General features: G+C 67.5%; 24 protein-coding genes. 11 read left to right on the top strand and 13 right to left on the bottom strand.

What is annotated here, in order from left to right; translation table 11 throughout:
* Positions 1–56: 56 nt before the first annotated feature.
* From AC0IXR_RS08800 to AC0IXR_RS08790, 3 genes are all read left to right on the top strand, one after another.
* On the top strand, positions 57–983 hold the full coding sequence (locus AC0IXR_RS08800; protein ID WP_471760431.1) for a histone deacetylase family protein: 927 nt from the start codon (positions 57–59) through the stop codon (positions 981–983).
* 402 nt (positions 984–1,385) lie between these two features.
* The gene (locus tag AC0IXR_RS08795) at positions 1,386–3,584 is read left to right on the top strand and encodes a histidine kinase dimerization/phosphoacceptor domain -containing protein (protein ID WP_471760430.1); all 2,199 of its coding nucleotides are present in this window, start codon (positions 1,386–1,388) and stop codon (positions 3,582–3,584) included.
* Entirely contained in the window at positions 3,581–4,222 is a 642-nt protein-coding gene (locus AC0IXR_RS08790; RefSeq protein ID WP_471760429.1) for a biliverdin-producing heme oxygenase, read from the top strand. The genes AC0IXR_RS08795 and AC0IXR_RS08790 overlap by 4 nt, the downstream gene beginning before the upstream one ends.
* Before the next feature lie 34 nt (positions 4,223–4,256).
* On the opposite strand, the gene AC0IXR_RS08785 is transcribed toward AC0IXR_RS08790, so the two are convergent.
* Positions 4,257–4,562, bottom strand: a complete 306-nt coding sequence (locus AC0IXR_RS08785) for a hypothetical protein (RefSeq protein WP_419953685.1) — start codon at positions 4,560–4,562, stop codon at positions 4,257–4,259.
* Between the two features lie 274 nt (positions 4,563–4,836).
* Here AC0IXR_RS08785 and AC0IXR_RS08780 point away from each other — a divergent pair, with 274 nt between their 5' ends.
* Together AC0IXR_RS08780 and AC0IXR_RS08775 are read left to right on the top strand one after the other, a co-directional pair.
* Positions 4,837–5,016 (top strand): hypothetical protein, encoded by a 180-nt coding sequence (locus AC0IXR_RS08780; protein ID WP_056427336.1) that lies wholly within the window; start codon positions 4,837–4,839, stop codon positions 5,014–5,016.
* 58 nt (positions 5,017–5,074) lie between these two features.
* Positions 5,075–5,449 (top strand): hypothetical protein, encoded by a 375-nt coding sequence (locus AC0IXR_RS08775; protein WP_207411921.1) that lies wholly within the window; start codon positions 5,075–5,077, stop codon positions 5,447–5,449.
* A 13-nt stretch (positions 5,450–5,462) separates the two neighbouring features.
* Here the strand turns inward: AC0IXR_RS08775 and AC0IXR_RS08770 are convergent, their stop codons facing one another.
* From AC0IXR_RS08770 to AC0IXR_RS08750, 5 genes are all read right to left on the bottom strand, one after another.
* Complete coding sequence (locus AC0IXR_RS08770) at positions 5,463–7,073, bottom strand: ABC transporter ATP-binding protein (RefSeq protein WP_471760428.1); 1,611 nt, start codon at positions 7,071–7,073, stop codon at positions 5,463–5,465.
* Between the two features lie 2 nt (positions 7,074–7,075).
* Complete coding sequence (locus AC0IXR_RS08765; protein WP_471760426.1) at positions 7,076–8,497, bottom strand: M20 family metallopeptidase; 1,422 nt, start codon at positions 8,495–8,497, stop codon at positions 7,076–7,078.
* 58 nt (positions 8,498–8,555) lie between these two features.
* Positions 8,556–9,521 (bottom strand): ABC transporter permease, encoded by a 966-nt coding sequence (locus tag AC0IXR_RS08760; protein WP_419953683.1) that lies wholly within the window; start codon positions 9,519–9,521, stop codon positions 8,556–8,558.
* Positions 9,518–10,432 (bottom strand): ABC transporter permease, encoded by a 915-nt coding sequence (locus AC0IXR_RS08755; protein ID WP_471760425.1) that lies wholly within the window; start codon positions 10,430–10,432, stop codon positions 9,518–9,520. Before AC0IXR_RS08755 ends, AC0IXR_RS08760 begins: the two co-directional genes overlap by 4 nt.
* A 188-nt stretch (positions 10,433–10,620) precedes the next feature.
* Positions 10,621–12,156, bottom strand: a complete 1,536-nt coding sequence (locus tag AC0IXR_RS08750; RefSeq protein ID WP_056427148.1) for an ABC transporter substrate-binding protein — start codon at positions 12,154–12,156, stop codon at positions 10,621–10,623.
* A gap of 143 nt (positions 12,157–12,299) precedes the next feature.
* On the opposite strand from AC0IXR_RS08750, the gene AC0IXR_RS08745 reads away from it, so the two are divergent.
* Positions 12,300–13,208, top strand: a complete 909-nt coding sequence (locus tag AC0IXR_RS08745) for a LysR family transcriptional regulator (protein WP_056427151.1) — start codon at positions 12,300–12,302, stop codon at positions 13,206–13,208.
* 10 nt (positions 13,209–13,218) lie between these two features.
* Here the strand turns inward: AC0IXR_RS08745 and AC0IXR_RS08740 are convergent, their stop codons facing one another.
* Positions 13,219–14,229 (bottom strand): 1-aminocyclopropane-1-carboxylate deaminase, encoded by a 1,011-nt coding sequence (locus AC0IXR_RS08740; RefSeq protein ID WP_461227634.1) that lies wholly within the window; start codon positions 14,227–14,229, stop codon positions 13,219–13,221.
* A 160-nt stretch (positions 14,230–14,389) separates the two neighbouring features.
* Between AC0IXR_RS08740 and AC0IXR_RS08735 the strand changes: the two genes are divergently transcribed.
* On the top strand, positions 14,390–14,854 hold the full coding sequence (locus tag AC0IXR_RS08735) for an Lrp/AsnC family transcriptional regulator (protein WP_056146793.1): 465 nt from the start codon (positions 14,390–14,392) through the stop codon (positions 14,852–14,854).
* A 58-nt stretch (positions 14,855–14,912) separates the two neighbouring features.
* Entirely contained in the window at positions 14,913–16,193 is a 1,281-nt protein-coding gene (locus AC0IXR_RS08730; RefSeq protein ID WP_471760424.1) for a D-serine ammonia-lyase, read from the top strand.
* Positions 16,194–16,257: 64 nt separating this feature from the next.
* On the opposite strand, the gene AC0IXR_RS08725 is transcribed toward AC0IXR_RS08730, so the two are convergent.
* Positions 16,258–17,430 carry a zinc-dependent alcohol dehydrogenase gene (locus AC0IXR_RS08725; protein WP_207411930.1) on the bottom strand — a complete coding sequence of 391 codons (1,173 nt, stop codon included), beginning with the start codon at positions 17,428–17,430 and terminating at the stop codon, positions 16,258–16,260.
* Positions 17,431–17,869: 439 nt separating this feature from the next.
* Here AC0IXR_RS08725 and AC0IXR_RS08720 point away from each other — a divergent pair, with 439 nt between their 5' ends.
* A complete protein-coding gene (locus tag AC0IXR_RS08720; RefSeq protein ID WP_461223207.1) occupies positions 17,870–18,196 on the top strand; it encodes a four-helix bundle copper-binding protein in 327 nt (108 codons plus the stop codon).
* Between the two features lie 17 nt (positions 18,197–18,213).
* On the opposite strand, the gene AC0IXR_RS08715 is transcribed toward AC0IXR_RS08720, so the two are convergent.
* Positions 18,214–19,302: a DUF2778 domain-containing protein gene (locus AC0IXR_RS08715; RefSeq protein WP_311276806.1), complete on the bottom strand. Its 1,089-nt coding sequence runs from the start codon at positions 19,300–19,302 to the stop codon at positions 18,214–18,216.
* Between the two features lie 325 nt (positions 19,303–19,627).
* The gene (locus AC0IXR_RS08710; RefSeq protein WP_056427171.1) at positions 19,628–19,927 is read right to left on the bottom strand and encodes a hypothetical protein; all 300 of its coding nucleotides are present in this window, start codon (positions 19,925–19,927) and stop codon (positions 19,628–19,630) included.
* A gap of 259 nt (positions 19,928–20,186) precedes the next feature.
* Between AC0IXR_RS08710 and AC0IXR_RS08705 the strand changes: the two genes are divergently transcribed.
* Together AC0IXR_RS08705 and AC0IXR_RS08700 are read left to right on the top strand one after the other, a co-directional pair.
* Positions 20,187–21,176 carry an Ldh family oxidoreductase gene (locus tag AC0IXR_RS08705; protein ID WP_419953677.1) on the top strand — a complete coding sequence of 330 codons (990 nt, stop codon included), beginning with the start codon at positions 20,187–20,189 and terminating at the stop codon, positions 21,174–21,176.
* 87 nt (positions 21,177–21,263) lie between these two features.
* Positions 21,264–22,457 (top strand): App1 family protein, encoded by a 1,194-nt coding sequence (locus AC0IXR_RS08700; RefSeq protein WP_461227629.1) that lies wholly within the window; start codon positions 21,264–21,266, stop codon positions 22,455–22,457.
* Positions 22,458–22,475: 18 nt separating this feature from the next.
* On the opposite strand, the gene AC0IXR_RS08695 is transcribed toward AC0IXR_RS08700, so the two are convergent.
* The 3 genes from AC0IXR_RS08695 to AC0IXR_RS08685 all read right to left on the bottom strand — a co-directional run bounded on the left by AC0IXR_RS08695 (position 22,476) and on the right by AC0IXR_RS08685 (position 23,785).
* Positions 22,476–22,769, bottom strand: coding sequence for a hypothetical protein (locus AC0IXR_RS08695; RefSeq protein ID WP_056427179.1), 294 nt, complete (start codon positions 22,767–22,769; stop codon positions 22,476–22,478).
* Positions 22,770–22,847: 78 nt separating this feature from the next.
* Complete coding sequence (locus AC0IXR_RS08690; protein ID WP_461227628.1) at positions 22,848–23,297, bottom strand: GNAT family N-acetyltransferase; 450 nt, start codon at positions 23,295–23,297, stop codon at positions 22,848–22,850.
* A 236-nt stretch (positions 23,298–23,533) separates the two neighbouring features.
* On the bottom strand, positions 23,534–23,785 hold the full coding sequence (locus AC0IXR_RS08685) for a hypothetical protein (RefSeq protein ID WP_311276803.1): 252 nt from the start codon (positions 23,783–23,785) through the stop codon (positions 23,534–23,536).
* Positions 23,786–23,869 lie beyond the last annotated feature (84 nt).

Below are 23,869 nucleotides of genomic sequence, written 5' to 3'. Positions count from 1 at the left end.
GTCATCCCTCGTTCAAGCTGGTATACCCGATGCCAGATTCACGAGGGGAGATATCGATGACCGTTCTGTTCCATCATGCGGCCGCGTTCGAGCATCGCACGCCGCACGGACATCCCGAGCGGCCGGAGCGCATGAAGGCGGTTCAGGAGGCCCTCGGGACGGCGGACTTCTCCGGCCTCGACCGTCGCTCGCCGGAAGCCGCCGCCCTCGAATCGGTGTTCCTCGCCCATCCCGAGGAATGGGTCCGCGCCATCCTCCGCTCGGTGCCGAGCGAGGGGCTCGCCCATCTCGATTCCGACACGGTGCTCTCGCCGGGAACGATGGATTGCGTCCTGCGCGGTGTCGGTGCGGCCGTGCAAGGCGTCGACCTCGTGATGACGGGTGCCGCCCGCAACACCTTCTCGGCCATGCGACCGCCGGGGCACCATGCCGAACGCACCAAGGCGATGGGCTTCTGCGTCTTCAACAACGCGGCGATCGCCGCTCTTCACGCCAGGAAGGTCCACGGGGCGGAGCGCGTCGCCATCGTCGATTGGGACGTGCATCACGGCAACGGCACGCAGGACATCGTCTGGTCCGACCCATCCGTATTGTTCTGCTCGACCCACCAGATGCCGCTCTATCCCGGCAGCGGAGCGGTGTCCGAGGAGGGCGAGCACGGCACCATCGTCAACGCGCCGCTCAAGCCCTTCGCCGACGGCGACGCCTTCAAGGAGGCGATGCGAAGCCGTATTCTCACCCGTCTCGAGGCGTTCAAGCCCGACCTGATCGTCATCTCCGCCGGGTTCGACGCCCATTGGCGCGACCCGCTGGCCAACCTCATGCTGGAGGCCGAGGATTTCGCCTGGGCGACCAGCCAAGTCATGGAAATCGCCGACCGCACCTGCGACGGCAGGATCGTGTCGCTGCTGGAAGGCGGCTACGACCTGAAGGGCCTCGGTGACTCGGTGGCCGCCCACGTATCGGTCCTGATGGGGGCGTGATCGGCATCGGGCAGGGCGGCAGCAAAGACTAGGCAAGTCATTCCGGACAGTTGTTCATCCTCGATCAATGTACCATGCGATAAGACGACCTCCTGTGTATGAATACATACACAGTTCATCGAAAAACTATGCCCCGGCCGATATGGCAAAGCCGTCGATAGTGCCTAAGTAACTCTTCAGCCCGCCTCCTGGGTGGATCGGTTTTTTCCATGCAACCCTCCCGAGGGATTGCGGGTAAGTGCGAGCCGCCTTCTTCTCCCATGGACGGGGGAAGTGATTTCTTTCAGGAGGTGCGGGCCGGGTGATGCGGAAGGACGTCCTTCCGTGATGCCGACCGACTCGCGGGAATCGCCCAGCGGCATCGCCGTTGTCGAGGCTCACATCACGTTACCGAATGAACGCATGACGCAACTGAGTGCCACCCGGACGGCCGACCCTGCCCTGGATCCTCGCCAGGATGCCGACCCCTCGGATCTCGGTCCGGACCTGACCGTCTGCGACCGTGAGCCGATCCATATTCCAGGAGCGATCCAGCCGCACGGCCTCCTGCTGATCGCGAATGCGGAAGACCAGAGGGTGGTCGGCGGCGCGGGCGACATCGAAGGAATGCTCGCCGCGGAATGGACCGGGCGGACGTTGTCCGAGCTCCTCGGTGCCTCGCCGGCCTCCCTGCTGCTCGACGCGCCCCGCGACGAGACCGTCGTGATCGGTCATGTCATGGGGCTCCGCGCGGCAATGGATGCCACCGCGCGCTTTCAGGACGGCCAATGGCTGATCCAGCTCGAACCGCAGGCCTCCCTGTGGACCGATGCGGCCAGCCTTCTCGGCTGGCTCGACCGCGCCGGAAGCGCCCTGGAGCGGGCCACCGACCTCAAGGCCTTGTGCGACCGGGCGGCGACGTCGTTCCGCGAGCTCACCGGTTTCGACCGGGTGATGATCTATCGCTTCCTCGACGACGATGCGGGCGTCGTCATCGCGGAAAGCCTCGTTCCCGAACTCGGCAGCTTCCTGCACCACCATTTCCCGGCCTCGGACATCCCGAAACAGGCGCGCGCCCTCTACATCCGCAACCGCGTCCGCGTGATCCCGGACGTCACCTATACGCCGCAGCCGCTTCGGCCCCGGCACCTGTCGCAGCTCGATCTGAGCGATATCGAACTGCGCAGCGTCTCGCCGATCCACCTTCAATATCTGCGCAACATGGATGTGGCGGCCTCCGCCTCGATCTCCATCGTCAAGGACGGCATTCTGTGGGGGCTCGTGGCCTGCCACAACCGGACGCCGCGCACCCTCGCCTTCGGACAGCGCATGGCCTGTCAGGCCCTGGCGGGAAGTCTCGCCCGTCAGGTCAGCTCACGGGAGGAAGCCGAGAATTACCGTGAGCGGCTGCGGCTGCGCAGCGCCGAGGACGTGGTCTCCGGAAAGGTTCTGGGCGAAGCCCCCCTCGCCGAAATCCTGATCGAGACGAGCGAGGAGCTGCGCCGCATGCTCGGCGCCGACGGCTTCGCGCTGCTCCAGGGCAGGGACCTCCACCATACCGGACGCTGCGCCGAGGAAACCGACCTGCGCGAGATCGCGGCCTGGGTCCGGACGGTGGGCGGGGTACAGGCGCTTCACACCCACAGCCTCAGCAAGCGCTTCCCCCGCGCCGCCGCCTATCGTGCGCTGGCGAGCGGGCTCCTCGCCGTCGTCCTGTCGGGGGAGGAGCCGATCATCCTGATGTGGTTCCGGGCCGAGCGGGTCGAACTCGTCAACTGGGCCGGCAACCCCCACAAGGCCGCCAACGTCGTCGGCGATACTTTGAGCCCCCGCGCCTCCTTCGAAGCCTGGACCGAGGAGGTCCATGGCCATGCCAAGCCCTGGTCGCTCCCCGAGATCGAGGCGGCGCAGCGCATCGTGCGCGAGCTCTACGAGGCTCGTCAGACCCGGCGCATCCGCGAGCTCAACCGCGAGCTCGCCGCCACCGTCGCGGACAGGGAAAGCCTGCTGGTCCAGAAGGATTACCTGATCAAGGAAGTGAATCACCGCGTCCAGAACAGCCTGCAGCTGGTCTCGGCTTTCCTCGCCCTGCAGGCGAGGGCGGAAGGCAATGCGGGGCTCAGCGAGGCATTGAGCGAGGCGCAGCGCCGGCTCGCCGCCGTGGCCCTGGTGCACCGACGGCTCTACAGCGACGACAACGTCGAGATGATCGATCTGGCCCGCTACCTCGACGATCTCGTCTCCGAAATGAAGTCGTCGATGGGCCCTGAATGGGCCGAGCAGTTCAGCACCGATTTCGCCCCGATCATCATCCCCACCGACGCTGCGGTGAATATCGGACTGATCCTGACCGAGCTCGTCATCAACGCCAACAAATACGCCTATTCCGGCGCGGTCGGTCCCATCGCCATCAGCCTCGAACAGCATCGCAACCGCTTCCGCCTGATCGTCGCCGATCAGGGGCAGGGCATGTCGGGTACACGGAGCGGATTCGGGACGCGGATGCTCAACGCCATGGTCGACCGCCTCGGCGGGACGATCGAGAACACCAACAACCGGCCGGGATTGAGGGTGATCCTGACGGCCTCCATCGGTGCGCCCGATCCGGCATCCCTGCCATGACCCGCACCGCGCTCGCGACCGGCGGCCCGGAAGCGCCCCTGGCCGAACGGCTGCGCGAAGGCACGCAGGATCTGCACGAGGAACTGGAGCGCTGCCTCGATTGGCGCCAGCGGATGGCGACGCGGGACGGATACCTGACCCTGCTCGCCCGCTGGTGGGGCTTTCATCGTGTGTTCGAGCCCATCGTTGGCCAAGCCTTCGGGCGCGACGTCGCATGGCCGCGCCGCAAACTGCACCTGATCGAACGGGACCTCGTCCATTTCGGCATGAATCGGGAGGCCATCGAGGCCTTGCCCCGTTTCGCCGCCGGAACGGGTTTCGACGACCGCCCCGCGATCCTCGGCGCCCTCTACGTCACCGAAGGCTCTACGCTCGGTGGACAGGTCATCGCCCACCACATCCGCCGTAGCCTCGGAGATGCGATCGCCTCGGGCGGCTGCGCCTATTACGAAGGCTACGGAAAGCGGGACACGGCGGCGATGTGGACCTCGTTCCGGACCTTCCTGGACCGGTCGGGCGACGAGGGCCGATCCGAGAGCGTGATCGAAGGAGCGAGATGGACCTTCGACGCGCTGAGGCTATGGCTCACCGCCAGCGCCCCACCCCGACCCGCTTCGGGCGAGGCCGCCCGGCGCTGAATGCCGGGCCGACCTGCCGAATCAGCCGACCGGCTCAGCCGGCATCGACGGAGCGTCCGCCATAGGTCTCGAACGAGGTCATCACCTTCTCGGTCAGCCCGTCATCGAGTTCGACGGTGACGCGGATCGCCCCCTCAAGCGCAGGCTCGCCCTCGGTGCCTTCCTTCAGGCGACCATCCTCGATATCGGCCCGCGCCGCCTCGGTCCCCGCGCTGTTCTCGTCCCCCGCTGGCGCGATAGTGACGGCGCTCCGGTCGATCCCGTGTTCCTGGACGAGATGCTCGACCGCGGTCTCGGCATCGCGGCGGCTCTTGAACTCGGCGGACATCGTCTTCGACATGATCACGGTTCCGGGGTTGGTCTTCAGGCTGTGTGAACCCTCCACCGGGGGAAAGGTTCAGCGGCGCCTCGGAGCCGCCGCGATTCGCAGCGTCGGGTGCATGCTCGCGTCAGGTACAGGCTCGAATCAGGCAAGTGAAAATACGTAGTCGGCATTTCATCTTCGCCACACTCCCGTACAATCGTGTTCCTCGCTGGTGGCTAGGTTCAACACATCGGTGTTTTTACCGGAAACAAATGTTGTCCATTGGGTGAGGCCCGGTTAAGTGCGGCTCATGCCTAAGCTCGAATCTCTCCTGGACCGTCTCAAAGCCCGCCAGCGCGCCCTCATCATGGAAGCGGCGGAGCACGAAACGATGCCGGCCGACAGCACGTTGCGCCGCATCGCGGAGCTGGAAAATGCGATCGCCGCGGTGGAAGCCATCCTCGACGAGACGCGGGCGCTTGCCCGCTAGCCCAGCCGGGCCGACGACGTATCCTCGATCAGGACGCCGAACGAGGCCTCATGCCCTGATGACCGCTGCGATCATGGCGGGCATCGCGGCATCGTCGGGTGCCATGGTTCAGGAAGTGACGGCGCAGGACGTGCCGACCGCCGGAGCCGATCTCGATCTCCTCGAACGGCGCTGGCACAAATGCGTGCGGCAGGCCTTTTCCGGGCAACCCGCCGGCCTGCCGACCCATGCCGCGCAGAAGGCCGCATTGGCCGAATGCAAGAGCCTGGAGAACAGTTACGTCTCGGCGATGCTGGTGGCCCAGGCGGCCGAGGCCGAGGCCCGTCGGCAGGGCAAGCCATCGATCGGCGCGAGGGCGAGGGGCTGGGCCACCTCGCTTCTGTCCTACGTGGTCGAGCCGGTAACCTCCTTGATCGACGCCTGGCGCAAGTAACCCCTCTCGCGCCTCAGGCCCGCTCCATCTGCAATCCCGGCACGGCCGAGAGCAGGTCGCGCGTGTAGGGATGGTCCGGCCGGCGGAACAGGTCGGCGGTCGGCCGCTGTTCCACGATCTCCCCCCGATGCATCACCGCGATCCGGTCGCAGATCTTGGCCGCGACGCGCAGGTCGTGGGTGATGAACAGCATCGCGAGATTCAGGCGCTGCTTCAGATCCTCGAGAAGGTCGAGCACCTGGGCCTGGACCGACACGTCGAGGGCCGAGACGGCCTCGTCGGCGACCAGCACGTCGGGCTCCATGGCGAGCGCCCGGGCGATGCCGATGCGCTGGCGCTGGCCGCCGGAGAAGGCGTTCGGATATCGCTCGGCGGCGCTGGGCGACAACCCGACGAGATCGAGCAGGTCGCGCGCCCGCGCCCTGGCCTCGCGGGCCGGAACACCATGGGCGATCGGCCCGGCGGTGATGATCTGCTCCACGGTCCGGCGCGGGTTGAGGGAGGCGAAGGGGTCCTGGAAGATCATCTGGATACGCTTGCGCTCGGCGCGAAGCGCCCGCGGTCCCAAAGCCGTGTAATCGAGCGTGCCGAGGCGGACGGTGCCCTGGTCGGGGTCGATGAGCCGGATGGCGAGGCGCGCCGTGGTGGATTTGCCCGAGCCCGATTCACCGACGAGGCCTAGGGTCTCACCGCGCCGAACGTCGAACGCTACCTCCTTGACCGCGTGGACGATGCGCGGCGGCCCGAACAGGCCCCGGCGCGATGTGTAGGTCTTGGTGAGGCCGATGGCAGACAGGGCGATGGGCGCGCCTTCCCGTGATTCGCGCTCCGGCGGCACGATGCTCGGCACCGCCGCCAGCAGCGCCTTGGTGTAGGGATGCTGGGGGTTCCGCAAGACCTCGTCGGCGGAGCCCGATTCCACCAGCTTGCCGCGCTGGAGCACCGCCACATGGTCGGCGATGTCCGCGACCACGCCGAAATCGTGGGTGATGAACGGGACGCTCATGCCCCGCCGCCGCTGCAGGTCGCGGACGAGTTTCAGGATCTGCGCCTGGGTGGTGACGTCCAGCGCCGTGGTCGGCTCGTCGGCGACGAGGATCGACGGCTCCAATGCCAGAGCCATGGCGATCATCGCGCGCTGGCGCTGTCCGCCCGACAGCTGATGCGGATAGGCACGCACGATCTGCGCCGGGTCGGGCAGGCCGACCTCGGTGGCGAGCGCCATGGCCTTGGCCCGCCGCTCGGCCTTGGTGAGAAGGTTGTGCGCCTCGAACATCTCGGCGATCTGGTCGCCGATCCGCATGACCGGGTTGAGCGCCGTCATGGGCTCCTGGAACACCATGGCGATGCGGCGCCCGCGCAAAGCACGCCAGTCGCGCTCGCCGAGGGTGAGCAGGTCCCGCCCCTCGAACACGATGCTGCCGGCGACGGGCGTGAGGGCACGCGGCAGCAGACCGGTGAGCGCATAGGCGCTCATGGATTTTCCCGAGCCCGATTCGCCGACGACGCAGAGGATCTTGCCCGGCATCAGGTCGAGGGAGAGATCCTCCACCGCATGCGGCCGGTCCGCCCCCTTCGGCAGGGCCAGGGTGAGGTTGCGAATGCTGACGACAGGCTCGCTCATGGTCAGGTCTCCCGTTTCGCGGCGCGCTGGCCCAGGATGACGGGTCCGGTCTCCCCGAGATCCCAAAACAGGCCCGCCATCAGCATCAGCGCCTCGCGGCTCATCGGCCCGAGCAGGTGCTCGTCCGGACCGTGCTGAAGGCAGGCCGGGTAGGAATGCGGCACCCACAGGGTCGGCAGGCCGAGGATCTCGGAGAAGGCGTCGTTGGGCAGCGAGCCACCGAGATTGGGCAGCAATGCCGGGCGCTTGCCCGTGCTGGCCTCGATGGAGGCCAGCGCCCAGCCGACCCAGGGATCTTCCACGGGAAGGCGGGTGGCACGGAACACTTCCGAACGGGCCGCCCGCACCTCGACCATGGGGAAACCGTTGGCGTCGAGATGGGCGCGCACGGCCGGGATCAGGCCCTCCCAGTCGGTGCCGACGACGAAGCGCAGCTGCAGCGTCGCCTTGGCGTGGGGCGGCACCGCATTGAGCGGGCCGTCGGGGTCACCGGTCTTGAAGGCGAGCACTTCGAGGGTGTTCCAACCGAAGACGCGCTCGGCCGCATTGAGGCCGGGCTCGCCCCATTCCTCGTCGATCCTCGGCGCGGTGGGGTCGGTCCCCACCACGATGTCGGCGAGCGCCGCCCGCACGCCCTCGGGGATCGCGGGCGGCCGCAGGGCATCGAGGAGGATCTTGCCGCGCCCGTCGACCAGGGTCGCGATGGCGTTGGCCAGCACCGTGCCGGGATTGCGGAGCAGGCCGCCCCAATTGCCCGAATGGTGGCTGCCCTCGCGCAGGTTCACGATGAGTTCGAACGTGTAACCGCCGCGCGAACCGAGGAAGAGGGTGGGGCGCTCCGCGCTCACCCGTGGCCCGTCGGAGGCGATGAGTACGTCGGCGGAAAGGGCGCGCGCCTCGGTCCGGCACAGGTCGCGCAGGCCCGGCGAGCCGGATTCCTCGCCCATTTCGATGAGGAGCTTGGTGTTGAAGCCGAGGCGCCCGCCTCTCGCCGCCATCACCGCCTCGAGCGCGCCGAGATTGATGATGTGCTGGCCCTTGTTGTCGGCGGTGCCGCGGCCGTACCAGCGGTCGCCCTCGACGACGATCGCCCACGGGTCGAGGCCGGCGCGCCATTGTTCGGGGTAGCCGCGCACGGTGTCGCCATGGCCGTAGATCAGCACGGTGGGCAGGTCGTCGCCCTCGTGGCGCTCGGCGATGAGGAAGGGGCCGTGCTCGCCGTCGGGATTGTCGAGGATGCGGCCGGTGAAGCCCAGCGGCGCGATGGCGGGCATGAGGAAGTCGGACAGGTAGGCATGGAGCGCCGGCAATTGCCCTGTCGTCTGGCTCTCGGTCGGGCGGGCGACGGCATCCTGCAGGACGGCGCGGAAACCGCCTCCGTCGTAGTGGCGCGCGGCATGCGCGATCGCATCGTGTCGGGACATGGATCCACTCTGTGTCGGGTGGGCGGAGTTGGGTGGGAATGCGAGGGGAGGGGAGCGCTCAGCGCCGCCCCTCGGGTGCCGTGACGTCGCGCAATCCGTCGCCGAGGAGGTTGATGGCGAGCACGAGGACGAGGAGGGCGACGCCCGGGATGGTGATGACCCAGGGCTGGAAGAACATGTACGGCTTGCCCTCGGCGATCATCAGCCCCCAGGAGGGCAGGGGCGGCTGGACGCCGAGGCCGAGGAACGACAGGGCCGCTTCGAGCAGGATCGCGTGCGCCATCTCCAGGGTCGCCACGACGATGAGCGCGTTGAAGATGTTGGGCAGGATTTCCTGGAACAGGATCCGGGCGTTCGAGAAGCCGGCGGCGCGGGCCGCCGCGACGAAATCCTGGTCGCGGATCTGGCGGGTGGCGGCACGCGTCACCACGGCGAAGCGGTCCCAAAGCAGCAGGCCCAGCACCAGGACCACCACCTTCAGCGAGCCGCCCACCAGGGAGGCCATGGCCAAAGCCACCAGCACCACCGGCATGGCGAGGCGCGTGGTGACGACGTAGCTCACCACCGCGTCGACCTTGCCGCCGAAATAGCCGGCGCAGATGCCGAGCACGGTGCCGATCAGGCCGGAGATGCAGGCCGCCGCGATCCCGATGAGAAGGGAGATCTGGCTGCCGTAGATCAGGCGGCTGAGATAGTCGCGACCGAGCTTGTCGGTGCCGAGCACGTGGTCCCAGGTCCCCTTCGCGTTCCAGATCGGCGGGATCAGGCGGCGCGAGACGTCCTGGGCATAGGGGTCGTGCGGGGCGATCAGGGGCGCGGCCAGGGCCGCGAGGACGATCCCGCCGAGGATCACGGCCCCGATCATGAAGCCGCCGTGATGGAGGCCGCGCCGGAGGGCCAGCGCCGTGGGCGAGCGCGACGCCGGCAGCGGCGCGTTCGCGTCGGGCACAGGACCGGCCTGAACCAGCAGATCGGTCGAGGGAAGGGTGGGAGCCACCGGGGAGGAGGACGGCTGAAGGGTCATTGGCGCAGCCGGGGATCGAGGAAAGCGTTGAGAAGGTCGGCCGCCAGCGTCAGGGCGATGTAGATCATCGCCAGGACGAGGACGATCGCCTGCACCACGGGGAAGTCGTTGCGGGCGATGCTCTCCCAGGCGAGCTGCCCGAGCCCCTGGAGCGAGAACACAGCCTCGATGACGATGGAGCCGCCGAGCATGAAGCCGAACTGCACGGCGGCGAGTGCGATCACCGGGATCACGGCGTTGCGGAGCGCATGCCGGATCAGGATTTTTCGCGGGGGCAGGCCCTTGGCCCGGGCGGTGCGGACATAGTCCGAGGCCAGCACTTCGAGCATGCCGTTGCGGGTGAGCCGCATCACGGCGGGCATGGCGTAATAGCCGAGCGCGATGGCCGGCAGCACGAAGTGCTTCCAGGTCGTGTTGCCCGAGACCGGCAGCCAACGCAGGTTCACTGAGAAGATCATGATCAGCGTCAGGCCGAACCAGAAGCTCGGCATCGCCTGACCCAGCACCGAGACCGACAAAGCGAGCCGGTCGATCCAGGTGTCTCGCTTCACCGCCGCCAGCACGCCGAGCGGGATCGCCACGAACAGGGCGACGGCCAGCGCCACCACGCCGAGGAACAGGGTGATCGGCATGCGGGAGGCGAGGAGGTCGACCACGCCTTCCCGGAAGTAGAAGGAATTGCCGAAATCGAAATGCAGCGCCTTCCACGCCCAGGCGGTGAATTGCGCCAGCATCGGCTGGTTCAGCCCGTACTGGACGCGGATCGCTTCGACCTGGGCGGAGGTGGCCTCGGGACCGGCAATGGCGGCGGCGAGGTCGCCGGAGAGGTGCAGCAGCATGAAGCTCGCCACCGACACCGTCACGGCAACCGCGATGGCGACGAAAATGCGTTGCAGCATGAACCTGAGCATGGGCCGGTTCCTTTGGTCCGTTACGGGTCGTGACGTTCGTCGTCCGGACGATTGTTCGGCTCTGCCGAGAGCGATCCGCGGGCTTCTCCCTCTCCCCTTTGCGGGAGAGGGGACGGCGCGGGCTGCATCCGCGATGAGTGAACGGGTACGCCTTCCATGAGCCGCGCTTCGCGCCTCGGATGCGACCCTTACTTCCAACTCGCCGCGTAGAAGCGCGGCAGCTCGTCGGGCTGCGCCGTGAAGGTCAGGTCCGAGGTGAAGGCGTAGTTTGTCGAGTAGGAGAACAGCGGCAGGATGTAGGCCTGGGCCGCGATGCGCTTGAGCGCCTCGGCGTATTTCACCTTGCGCGCAGCCGGATCGGTGGCGCCGTCGCCGGCCTGGAGCGCCGCGATGGTCTCGGGATCCTTGGTCAGGTCCTCGTCACCGCCCTTGAGGTAGACGCCGGTGAAGGCCGAGACGTCGAGGACCGAGAACGAGCCCCAGGTCTGGAAGGCGATGGAGACCTTGCCGCTCCGGATCATGTCGCGCAGCGCCGCGTAGCGCAGGTAGTTGAGCCGGGCGGTGATGCCGACGGCGCGGAGATACCCGATGACGGCCTCGGCGTAGTCGCGCTCACGATAGGCGCCGAGATCGATCTCGAACCCGTCGGGATAGCCGGCCTCCTTCAGGAGCGCCTTGGCCTTGGCCGGATCGTAGGCGTAGCGCGGCACGCCCTCGTCGGTACAGCCGAACTGGTCGATGAAACAGGCCGCGTTCATGACGCGGCTGCCGCCGCGGACGAGGTTGTCGACCATCGCCTTGCGGTCGATGGCATAGGAGATCGCCTGGCGGACGCGGGGATCCTTCAGCGGCGAGTTTTCCTTCGCGCGGCCGAGCGTGTCGAATTGCAGGAAGCCGACTCGCATGGTCTCGGCGCTGAGCACGGTGACGTTGGGCGCGGCCTTGAGCTGGTCCGCCTGGTCGCTCGGCACGCGCCAGATCCAGTCGATGCCGCCGGTGACGAGTTCGGCCATGCGGCTGTCGGCATCGGGAATGACACGGAATTCGAGCTTGCCGATCTTTGGCGTGCCGATCGGGCTGCCGGGCCAATATTTGTCGTTCCGCTCCATCTTCACCCCGCGCCCGTTCTCGACGCTGGTGATGCGATAGGGGCCGGTGCCGATGGGGGCCTTGGCGAAACCGTCGAGGCCGACCTTTTTGAAGTAAGCGGCCGGGAAGATCGGGGTCGGTCCGGCGAGGTATTCGAGAGCGGCCGGGAAGGCGGTCTTGAGGTGGATGCGGACGGTCTTGGCGTCCACCACCTCCGTCGACTTCATCCAGTCCACATTCTGCTTCGTCACCGTGCGCGCCTCGGGCGTCAGCACGTAGTTGAAGGTGAAGGCCACGTCCTCGGGGCCGAAGACATCGCCGTTATGGAAGGTGACGCCCTCGCGCAGGGTCAGTTCGAGGGTGGTCGGGTCGACCCATTTCCAGGCGGTGGCCAGCATCGGCTGATACGCGCCGGTCTTCGGATCGCGGTAGAGCAGGGTGTCCCAGACGTTGCGGGCGAGCACGACGCCCTCGCGGGCGCTGTTGTGATACGGGCTCACGTTTTCCGGCTCGGTATCCGAGGCATAGACCAGGGTATCGTTGGCCTTGCCGGCCAGCGCCGGAACGCTGAACGTCCCCAGCAGGAGAGCGAGCGCGGCGCCTGCCGCGGGAACATGTCTGGCCATGATCCGCATTCCTTCCGCTACCGGCTGCTCGGCGGCCCGTGGCCGATCTGCACTGCCGCTTTTTTCCTCGTGCCATGGTGTTGTGCATTCCACATCGCAACAAGTAGAATTTATCGATGGTTGCCGTGCCGTTTCGGCAATGGAGCGTGCCTATGCAGATGTCGGGCCTGCGCTACTTCCTCGCCGTCGCCAGGACCGGTTCCATCGCGGCGGCGTCGGCGCAACTCAACGTCGCCGCCTCCGCGATCAGCCGCCAGATCGCCAATCTCGAAGCGGAACTCGATTGCGTTCTGTTCGAGCGCCGGCCGCGCGGCATGGTCCTGAGCCCGTCCGGCGAGTTGCTGGCCCAGCATGCGCGGCAGACCCTGGCGCGGGCCGAGCAGGTCGCCGCCGAGATCCAGGAACTGCGCGGGCTGGCGCGGGGCTTCATCCGCGTCGCCACCGCGGAGGGATTCGCCCTCGACCTGCTGCCGAACGCCATCGCCGAGTTCCATGCGCGCTATCCCGGCATCCGCTTCGAAATCCAGGTTCTCCCCCCGGCACAGGTCACGCAGGTCGTGGCCGCGGGCGACGCCGATATCGGCATCACCTTCGCGCTCGCGCCGACGAACCTCGTCACGGTGTTCTACGAGGCCGTGGTGGAGATGGTCGCGCTGGCCGCCCCCGACCATCCGCTCGCCGGCCGGGCGTCGATCCGGATCGGCGAACTCCAGGCCTACCCGATCGCGATGCCGCCCCTCGACACCACGGCGCGCCTCGTCTTCGACGCGGCTTGCCGGGCGGAAGGCATCGTCATCGAGCCGACGCTGACCTCCAACATCCTCACGGCGCTGCTTCCCTTCGTCCGAAGGACGAGGGGGATCGCGCTGATGTCGCCGCTTTCGGTGCAGACGCCGGTTCGGCTCGGGGAACTGGTCTGCATCCCGATCCAATCGCAGGCGAGCCTGCGGCGCGGCATTCAGGTCCAGCTGATGCGGGACCGCAAGCTGCCGCATGCGGCGCAGGCGTTCCTGCGCCAGCTCGTGGCCGCCCTGCCGCCGGCGGAGGCCGGCGGCGCATGAACCGTCCCGATCAGCCGTTCCGGAACGTGTAGCTGTAGCCGTTCAGGGCCGGCGCGCCGCCGAGATGGGCGTAGAGCACCTTCGAGCCCTTGGGGAAGAACCCCTTCCGGGTCAGATCGATCATCCCCTGCATCGACTTCCCCTCGTAGACCGGGTCGGTGATCATGGCTTCGAGCCGCGCCGAGAGGCGGATCGCCTCCACCGTCTCCTTCGAGGGCACGCCGTAGACCGGATAGGCGTAATCCTCGTTGAGGACCACGTCGTCCTCGGTGATGTCGGGGGCACCGATCAGCGCAGCGGTATTCTTTGCGATGTCGAGCACCTGCGCCTTGGTCTGGGCCGGGGTGCAGGAGGCGTCGATGCCGATGACGTTGCGGGCACGTCCATCGGCGGCGAAGCCCACCACCATGCCGGCATGGGTCGAGCCGGTGACGGTGCAGACGACGATGTAGTCGAAGCGCAGGCCCATCTCGGCCTCCTGGGCGCGCACCTCTTCGGCGAAGCCGACATAGCCGAGGCCGCCGAACTTGTGCACCGAGGCGCCGGCGGGGATGGCGTAGGGCTTGCCGCCCTTGGCCTTCACATCCTCCAAAGCCGCCTTCCAGCTCTCGCGGATGCCGATGTCGAACCCGTCATCCACGAGTTGCGTCTCCGCGCCCATGATGCGCGACAGCAGGATGTTGCCGACCCGGTCATAGACCGCATCCTCGTGCGGCACCCAGGCTTCCTGGATCAGCCGACACTTCATCCCGATCTTGGCAGCCACCGCCGCCACCATGCGGGTGTGGTTGGATTGCACGCCGCCGATGGAGACCAGCGTATCGGCTCCGCTCGCGATGGCATCGGGCACGATGTATTCGAGCTTGCGCAGCTTGTTACCGCCATAAGCCAGGCCGGAATTGCAATCCTCGCGCTTGGCGTAGATCTCGACATCGCCGCCGAGATGGTCGGTGAGACGCGACAGCTTCTCGATCGGGCTCGGGCCGAAGGTGAGGGGATAGCGCTCGAATTTCGACAGCATGGCTTGGCAACGTCCTCGCATCAGTGAGACCCGAACGCTAGCAAAACTCCCGTGAAAGGTGCTCTCGAATGACGATGAGATGTGCCACGAAATTTCATGGTTTTCCCGGTCAAGCTTGGTATGAACCATCGTTCCTGCTGGAAATACGGAAGGTTCTTCCATGTCGCCATCGCTCGATCGGATCGATCTCAAGATCCTGCGCCTGCTCCAGGCCGATGGGCGCATGAACAATGCCGAGATCGCCAAGCGGGTGAATACCAGCGCCGCCACCTGTCACCGCCGCACGCAGCGCCTGTTCGACGAGGGCTACATCCGCGGCGTCCATGCGCGGATCGCGCCGGAGAAGGTCGGGCGGGGGTCCCTCGTCATCGTCGGCGTCGTGCTCGACCGCTCGACGCCGGAGAGCTTCGCCGCGTTCGAGGCTGCCGCCCAGGCGATGCCAACCATGCTCGATTGCCATCTGGTGGCCGGGGATTTCGACTATTTCCTCAAGATCCGCGTCTCCGACATGGCGGATTTCAACCGCCTGCACAGCGAGACCCTGATCGCGCTGCCGGGGGTGCGGCAGACGCGGACCTTCTTCGTCATGAAGGAGGTGGTGGACAATGCGCCGATGGATCTCTGACGACGAGGCTTGCGCGAAGACCTCTCGCCGCCATCGCGATCACAGCAGAGTGGAATGCATGAGCATGAATGCCGACACGTCGCCCGCCCGGGCGCTCGATACCATCCCGACGAGCGTGCGGGAGGCGCGGCCCACCACCTGGCTCAATCCCCATCTCCGGCCGGCCGCCGAATTCCTGCCGAGCCTAGCTTTCTCCCTGGCCGATGTGGAGGCGGCGGAGGCACGCTGGCGCCGCTTCGATCCGCTTTTGCGCCATCTCTTCGAGGATCTCGACACCGGGCGCATCGATTCGCCCCTGTTGCCCCTCTCCGACCCTGTGGCGCAGGCCATCACGGGTCCGACGGGCGGCGCGGTCTGGGTGAAGGCCGACCATGATCTGCCGGTCACCGGCTGCATCAAGGCGCGGGGCGGCGTCTACGAGGTGCTGGTCTATGCCGAGCGGCTCGGGCTCGAGAAGGGCCTGCTACGGCCGGGGGATTCCTATGCCCGGCTTGCGGAGCCGCAAGCCCGCGACGCGTTCGGTGCCCATACCGTCGCGGTCGGTAGCACCGGCAATCTCGGCTTCAGCGTCGGCGTCATGGCGCGGGCGCTGGGCTTCGCGGTCGAGGTCCACATGTCCCATGACGCCAAGGCGTGGAAGAAGCAGCGCCTGCGGGATATCGGCGCCCGGGTGGTCGAGCATCTGGGCGATTACGGCAGCGCGGTCGCGGCGGCACGCTCGGCCTTCGAGGGGCGGGCCGACGTCCATTTCGTCGATGACGAGAGCTCCGTCGACCTGTTCCTCGGCTATGCGGCAGCGGCCTTCGACCTGCGCCGCCAACTGGACGAGGCCGGGATCAGGGTCGATCCGGCCCACCCGCTCTGCGTCTATCTTCCCTGCGGCGTCGGCGGCGCGCCCGGCGGCGTCACGCTCGGCCTGAAGCTGCTGTTCGGCGACGCCATCCGCTGCATCTTCGTGGAGCCGGTCGCCTCGCCCTGCATGCTGGTGCAGCTCGCTGCCGGCCTGTCGCGCCCGGTGGACGTCTACGAGATCGGCCTCGACAATCGCACCGCCGCCGATGGGCTGGCGGTGGCGGGCGCCTCGATGCTGGTGGTGGGCACTGTGGGCCCGCTCATCGAGGCGGTGGTCACGGTCGCCGATGCCGACCTGTTTGCCTGGGTGAAACGCCTCTGGTCCGATCCGGGCCTGCGGCTCGAACCCTCGGCAGCGGCGGGGTTCGCCGCAATCCGGCCCTATCTCGACGCCGCCGCACCTGCGCAGGCGACGCATGTGGTCTGGACCACGGGCGGGGCGCTTCTGCCGGAGGCGGAGTTTCAGGACGCCCTGGCACGGGGATAGCGATGCAGGCCGAGGCCTATGACGGGACATGGCCTCGTTCCGGGCCATATCCCTGCCGATGCCGTCAGTTCGGGTGGAAGACCACCTTCACGCACCCGTCCTTCTTGTCCCGGAACGTCTTGTAGAGGTCGGGGCCGTCCGCGAGATTGGTGGAGCGGTGGGTGATCATCGAGGTCATGTCGATCTTCCCCTCCTGGATCAGCTTCGTCAGCGTCTCCAGGTAGCGTTTCACATGGGTCTGGCCGCTCTTCAGGGTCAGCCCCTTCTGCACGATCGAGCCCATATTGATGGGAAGCGGGCCACCATAGACACCGGGGATCGAGACGATCCCGCAGGGGCGCACGGCCTTGATCGCCTCCATGAGGACGTAGGGGCGCTCGGTCGAGGTCAGTTTCTCCTGCAGGGTGCTGATAATCCCTGCGACGCCGTGGCCGGCGGTGGCCTCCATGCCGACGCAATCGATCACGCCGTCGGCGCCCTCACCCTTGCTGATCTCCTTGATCCGCTCGAACACATCCTCCTTCATGAAATCGATGATGTCGGTGGCACCGTACTTCCGGGCGAGTTCGATCCGCTCCGGCACCGTCTCGATGGCGATGATGCGCTCGGCACCCATGATCTTGGCGGATTGGATCGCGAACAACCCCACCGGGCCGGCACCCCAGATCGCGATGATCTCGCCGCCCTTGATCTCGCAATGCTCGGCACCCTGCCATCCGGTGGGCAGGATATCGGTGAGGAACAGCAGCGACTCGTCGTCGACGCCTTCCGGCGCCAGCATCGGCCCCACATCGGCCATGGGTACGCGCACATATTCCGCCTGGCCGCCGGCATAGCCGCCGGTGAGGTGCGAATAGCCGAACAGGCCGGCGGTGGTGTAGCCGAACTGCGCGGCCGCCATCTCGGCATTGCGGTTCGAGCGCTGACAGACCGACCAGTTGCCGAGCTTGCATTGGCGGCATTCGCCGCAATTGATGTTGAAGGGCACGACGATGCGGTCGCCCTTCTTGAACTTGGTGAAGCCCTGGCCGACCTCGACCACCTCGCCCATGAATTCATGGCCGAGGACGTCGCCGCTCTCCATGGTCGGCATCTGGCCGTCCATCAGGTGGAGGTCCGAGCCGCAGATGGCGCAGGACGTCACCTTGATGATGACGTCGCGCGAATCCTCGATCCGGGGATCGGGCACCGTATCGCAGCGGATGTCACCCTTGCCGTGCCAACACAGTGCTTTCATTGCGCTCTTTCGAAACCGGAATGTCAGGACGAGCCCCGGACGCGCGTGGCGCAGCAGGGCAGCGGGGTCGAACCCCGAAGCGAGGGCTCCGATCGGAAACACCCCCCGAGTCCATGAGTTCCAGAGTTCCGAGCGCGTCATCTCAAGCACAATCAAGCTTGAGCTTACACTTCAGCGAACGCCGCCGATTAAATCAGGCTATTAATATCGGCGAACGCGAGCGACGAACATAAGTTATCTCTAAATCCGGCCTCCAAAGCCAGAACCTGCGTGCCAGAGAATGCGTTGTCGTCGCTGATGTCCAGGCCGCGCCGGATCGACAACGTCGGATCGGCATTCCGATCATCCGGGTTGGGCCAGGAACAGCGGCGGCACGATCGCCCAACGGTACCTCGGCCGGATGCACTGTCTTGCATGACCTCAACGGAGGACGCTCTCGATGACGTCCCACGACATGAAGGCCTGTATCGATGAATGCCTGACCTGCTACCGGACTTGCCTCGGCATGGTGTCGGAGCATTGCCTTCCGGCCGGCGGCAAGCATGTCGAGCCGGAGCATGTCCGCCTCATGCTGGCCTGCGCGGAACTATGCCGGACGTCCGCGCACATGATGCTCCTCGGGGTCGCGGAGCACCGTCAGACGTGTCGGGCCTGCGCCGAGATCTGCGAGGCCTGCGCGGCGAGTTGCGAGGCGGTCGGCGACATGGACACCTGTGTCGCCGGATGCCGCCGCTGCGCCGAGTCCTGCCGGGCGATGGCAGCCTGACCGGAGCCGCGAAAGCTTCAGCGGCCGAACAGCTTCGCCGTGAGCGAGGCCGGTGCATCGCCCTTATAGCCGGCCACCACCACGAGGCGGCGGATGTCGCCCCGGAGATAGGCCTGCAGGAAGCGGTTGTAATCCTTGAACACCACGCAGCCATTGGACGCGCCACTCGGTCCGAGCATGTAGGTATGGGCGAGGATGCCGTCGCGGCCGTGGATGGCGGCGCTGCCGCCCACGGGGTTGAGGCGGATGGCGCGCACTCCGTGGAACAGGGCCTCGCGCTCGGTCAGATCGTAGGTGCCGGGCGGCGTCGCCCCACGCATGCGGACATGGACGAGACGCGGGTTGTCCATGTGCTGGCCGAGGCCGGAATGGGCTTCCAGTTGCTCCCCGCTCGGCAGGGTCACCGTGCTGGTGCTGATGTCGTAGATCGCAGTCCCGCCGCCCGCCGTCGCGGGCACGCGATCCAGGGCCCGGCGCTGGCTCAGATCGATGGCGCCCGTATCGGCGGAGGCATAGGCGAGGGCGGGAGCGGGGCTGCGCTCGGGATCACGCCGGCCGAACACCGTCTCGAAGAACGACCGCTCGGCTTCCACATCCTGCCGGGCCGCGACGACACTCCGCGAGGACGGACGGCGCGTGGCGAGGCGCGGCTCGCGGGAAAGGGGCTTCAGGTCGATGGGGCGCGGAACCGGCGCGGGCATCGGCTGGACGAGGCGAGCGGTCTGCTGGAGCGGCCGTGCCGCTGGGACCGGCGCCACGGCGGCAAGCGCGATCCCGGGTGCGATCTCGACGGGGGAGGCCTTCGGCGTCTCGAACCCGGCCACCTGCATCGGCTCCGAGGCGCGCCAGTCCGGCGTCCGGACACCCAGGGCGGGGGAGGGGTCGAGCATCCACGCGAAGCTGCGGGCGACAGCGGCGGGCTGTGCCTCGGGGACAATCTGGCGGCTCGCGAGCGGTGCCGTCGCAGCGGGAACAGGCGCGTCCAACCCGGTCAGCCGGGGAAACGTCGCGACGAACAGCGCGACGACGGCCGTCTTCAAAAGGACACGGCTGCGCGGCCGGGAACGGCGGGGACGGCGGCGATAGGTGGACGCGTCGTCGATCATGCGGGCTGTACTCGGATACGCGTACCCTGCCCGCACGCCCCTCGAAGGACCTCACCAAGCTCATGCAAGAGCCCCGCAAAGGTCACGTCGACCGGCCATGTCGTTTTAGGGAACCATCAACCTCGATGCCTCCCATTCAGCGCGAAGTTGGTTAATCACCGATAAATCGCGCGCATATTTTTTGAAGGGATGTACTGGCTGCCCGGGTCATTCCCGGTCACCCCACATGAGATCGCCCCGCCTGCCTTTCGGCGGACGGGGCGACTTCCACTAATCAGACTATCCAGTTCCGGAGGCCCACGCCTCGAAACCTTACCCCCGCGCTTTACTTGCCGCTGGGAGCGGCTCCGCTGCCGGTGGCGGCGTTACCGCCATTCGAGCCGGCCGGCGCGCCCGGCGTCGCATTGGAGGGCACGTCGCGCGTCATGCCGGGTGCGGCAGTGGAACCGGTGGTGCTGGCGCCACCACCCATGCGCTCCATGCCCTTCTCGCTGTTGCTCTTCACGCTGCCGGGATTGTTCATGTTGCCCTCGGCGCTGGCACCACCAGCAGCAGTCTGGGCGAAAGCTGCGCCGCTCAGAGAAACGGCAAGGGCGGCCGCGACTGCGAATGTCTTGATCTGCATAGTATATTTCCTCATGTCGTACGGACTTGGCTCAACAACGTCCCACGCCAAGCATGGTTCACAAAATAATCATTCGCCGTTGATCGAGGATAAATACAAGATTCCCGCGAGCCGAGAGCCACGGCTCAGCTTGTACGTGCGATCGCTCGTCTTTGTCCGATGGTCCTTGCGCCATCCAAACCATTACGGCTTGGCCATGCCCCGCGGCGAGGGGACTTCGCTCTCGACAGGTGACGGAGAGCTGGCTTAAGGCCACGCCATGCCGATCCTTCGCCTCGACGCCGCCCATCGCCTCGCCACGGACACCCTGGTCCGCTGCGGGACCGCGCTCATCCAGGCGGAGAGCGTCGCCAGGGCCCTGGTGGGCGCGGAGGCCGACGGGCTGAAGACCCACGGTCTCATGCGGCTCCTCGCCTATGGCGAACAGGTGCGGGCGGGCAAAGTCGTCGGCGATGCCGTCGTCACCACCGCGCGGCCGAAGCCGGGACTGCTCGCCATCGATGCGGCCCACGGCTTCGCCTATCCGGCCCTCGACACGGCCATCGCCCTCCTGCCCGAGATCGCCCGCGAACAGGGGATCGCCGCCGCCGCCATCCGCCGTTCGCATCATTGCGGGGCCGCGGGCCGGCCGGTGGAAGCCTTGGCCGAGCAGGGCCTCGTCGCCATCCTGTTCGCCAACGCCCCCGCCTCCATGGCGCCCTGGGGCGGAACCCGGCCGGTCTTCGGCACCAACCCGATCGCCTTCGCCTGCCCGTTGCCGGGGGCAGAGCCGATCATCGTCGATCTCTCCCTGTCGAAGGTGGCGCGGGGCAACATCATCACCGCCAAGCAGCGCGGCGAGACGATCCCCGAGGGCTGGGCCCTCGATGCCGAGGGCAACCCGACCACGGACCCCGTCGCGGCGCTCGCCGGCACCATGGTGCCGTTGGGCGACGCCAAGGGCACGGCCCTCGCCCTGATGGTGGAGCTTCTCGCCGCCGGCCTCACCGGAGCGCGGTTCGCCAGCGAAGCCACGTCCTTCCTCGATGCCGAGGGCGAGCCTCCCGCCACCGGCCAGCTCATCCTCGCCATCGATGCCACGGCCTTTGCCGGCAACGCGCTGGAACGCTTCGCCGTGATGGCCCGCTCGGTGGCGGAACAGGACGGCGCGCGGCTGCCCGGAACCCGCCGCTTCGCCGCCCGCGCCCGCGCCGCCGAGGAGGGGATCACCCTCTCCGACACGTTGCTGGCAGAGATCGAGCGGCTGTGACGCCCCTCGATCCGACCCGTCCCGCGCAACCTTCGGCCCTGACGACGGCTTGACCGCGATCACGATCGTATCGCGTCAGGCCGACTCATGACCTCACCTCCTCCGACCCCCGAACGGGCGACGCCGCGCTGGCGCAAGGCGGGCGGTCGCCTGCTGGCCCTCGTCGCCCGCCCGGTACGCCGGGCGCAGGGGACGGGCGGGACGGTGATCGAGGCCTATCGGGGCTACGGCTCGAGCAAGGAAATCTTCCTGATCGGCCGGGTCTTCCGGCAGGCGCGCCGCGACCCGGACCTCAAGGCCGACGATATCGCCGCCGACCTGCGTGACATCGCCCGGCGCATCCGCAGGCGCAAGGTCGCCGATGCGTCCGTCGTCGCGCGTTTCGGCGGAGCCGAGACGACCGCCGTGACCGACCGCGACGGCTATTTCCGGGTGAGCCTCAAACCCCCGAACGTGCCCACCGGCGAGGGCCATTGGCACGTCGTGGATCTCGAACTCGCAGCCGATCCGCCGGTGCGGGCGCAGGGGCGGGTGTTCATTCCGCCGGAGAAGTGCCGCTTCGTCGTCATCAGCGATATCGACGACACGATCATGCATACGGGCGTGGCCAACAAGCTGAAGATGCTGTGGCGTCTGTTCGTGGCCGATGCGGAGGACCGCGTCGCCTTCCCGGGTGCGGCGTCCCTGAGCCGGGCGCTGCATGCGGGCGCCACCGGCGATCAGTCGAACCCGATGCTCTACGTCTCTCGCGCCCCCTGGGGCATCTACGACATGCTGAGCGAGTTCTTCCGGCAGCACGGGATTCCGGCGGGGCCGGTGCTGTTCCTGCGGGAATGGGGCCTGTCCTGGCGCCATCCGCTGCCGCGCCGCGCCGAGGACCACAAGCGCGACCTGATCCGCCACATGCTGGCGCTCTACGGCGACCTGCCTTTCGTCCTCATCGGCGATAGCGGCCAGCACGACCCGGAAGTCTATGCCAAGATCGTCTCGGAGAATCCCGGACGGGTGCTCGCCGTCTACATCCGCAACGTCTCGCGCGATTCCTCCCGGGCCGAGCAGATCGAGCGCCTGTCGCAGGCGATCCTCGAGGCCGGCAGCAGCCTGGTGCTGGCCGGGGACACCACCATCATGGCCGAGCATGCCCTTTCGCTCGGGCTGATCGGCAAGGAAGGAGCGGACGCGATCCTGGCGGAATGCCGGTCACAGGTCATGCCGGAGACGGTGGAGCCGATCGTCATTGAGCCGGGCGACGACGCCGCCGCCCGTAAGGCTCCGGCCTGAGAGCGGGGCCGCGCCCCGTCAGTACCCGTATCCGTCATAGCCCCGGCGCGACGGGCGATAGCCGTATTCGCCCGCGCCGCCATAGGGACGGGGCGCGACGTAGCGCCGGCCGTAGGTCTGCAGATAGGGATCGAGCCGGGGATCGCGGTAATTGCCGTTGTTCACGCCGGCCGAGCGGTCGTTGCCGCTCAATGCCGAATAAGGCGAGAGTCCATCGCCACCACCGCCGGTGCCGCCGCGCGCCAGGGCGGCATCGGTGAGGCCGAGGATCAATGCCGAGGCGAGCGCCGCGCGAATGAGAGTCCGAGTCATGCCGGTCTCCTGATCGGGTCAAAGTGATCACTGGAGGCAACGACGCGGTGAATCCCACGGTTCCCGGAGTGACCGGCATCAGCTCTTCTTGCGCAGCGGCCGGGTGAACAGCGATCCGGCCGGCTCGAACCCCGTCCTGGCGCAGAATGCCCGCAGGCTCTCCTCGCCGGGCGAGGCGGCGAGTTCGAGGGTCGCGCATCCAGCCGAGCGAGCGGCCTGCGAGGCCGCCTTCAGCAGGAGACGGCCGATCCCGCGCCGGCGCTCGTCCGGTCCGACCATGAGGCCGGTGATCTGGGCGACGGGCTGAGCCGCCGTCAGGGAGCGATACCAGTGCAGGACGACAAGACCGCTCGGCGGCCCCCATTCGACGGCGATGAGGGCGGTCCCGCTCCCGAGGCGCAGGGAATCCAGCCGCTCGGCCAGATCGCTCGCCGCAATGGACTGTCCCGATGCCTGAAACAGGGAGGCAAGGCCCGCCGCGTCGGCAGCGGTAGCAGCCCGGATCTCGAGCCCATAGCGGCTAGCCAAACGCGTCTCCGGTGGATGTCACTCGGACATCCATAGACCACCGGCGGAAAACTCGGGACATCCCGTCTCGTCGCGCGACCCGTCCGCGCGGTCATGAAGACGGACGGAGCGGCGCACCATCGGCGCACCGCTCCGTCCATCCGCCACGCCTCGCTTGGGGGCAGTCGGAGCGCAGCGGATCCGTTTCGCGCCGCTCTGTTTCTGGATGATGTCCGGCCCTCGCCCGACCCGCCGATTCAGCGGTCGCAGCCGATGCAGATGTCGCGGACCACACGGTTGCGCATCGGGCCGGTCCTCTGGTTCGGAAGCTCGCCGCTGAAAGCATGGAGCTGCGGTCGCGCAGGAGGCTCGGGATGTCGGACGGGCTCACTCGGGCTGGCGTTCGCCGGCGGCGCGGGCGGTGTGAGCGCCATGTTCTGAGCGGCACAGGGGCCCGACGATGCGAGCGCGGCCCCCAGGATACCGGCCCCGTAGATCCATCTCGACATGGTCAAGCCTCCCCTACCACCGTCAACGCAGCGGCGGGGCTTGGGGTTCACACGGATGATGGCGCAACGAGGCAAAAGAGAACC

The organism is Methylobacterium sp. AC832, from assembly GCF_979256025.1.
The sequence above is the reverse complement of the archived record's forward strand: the minus strand, read 5'-3'. Positions and strand labels throughout refer to the sequence as shown.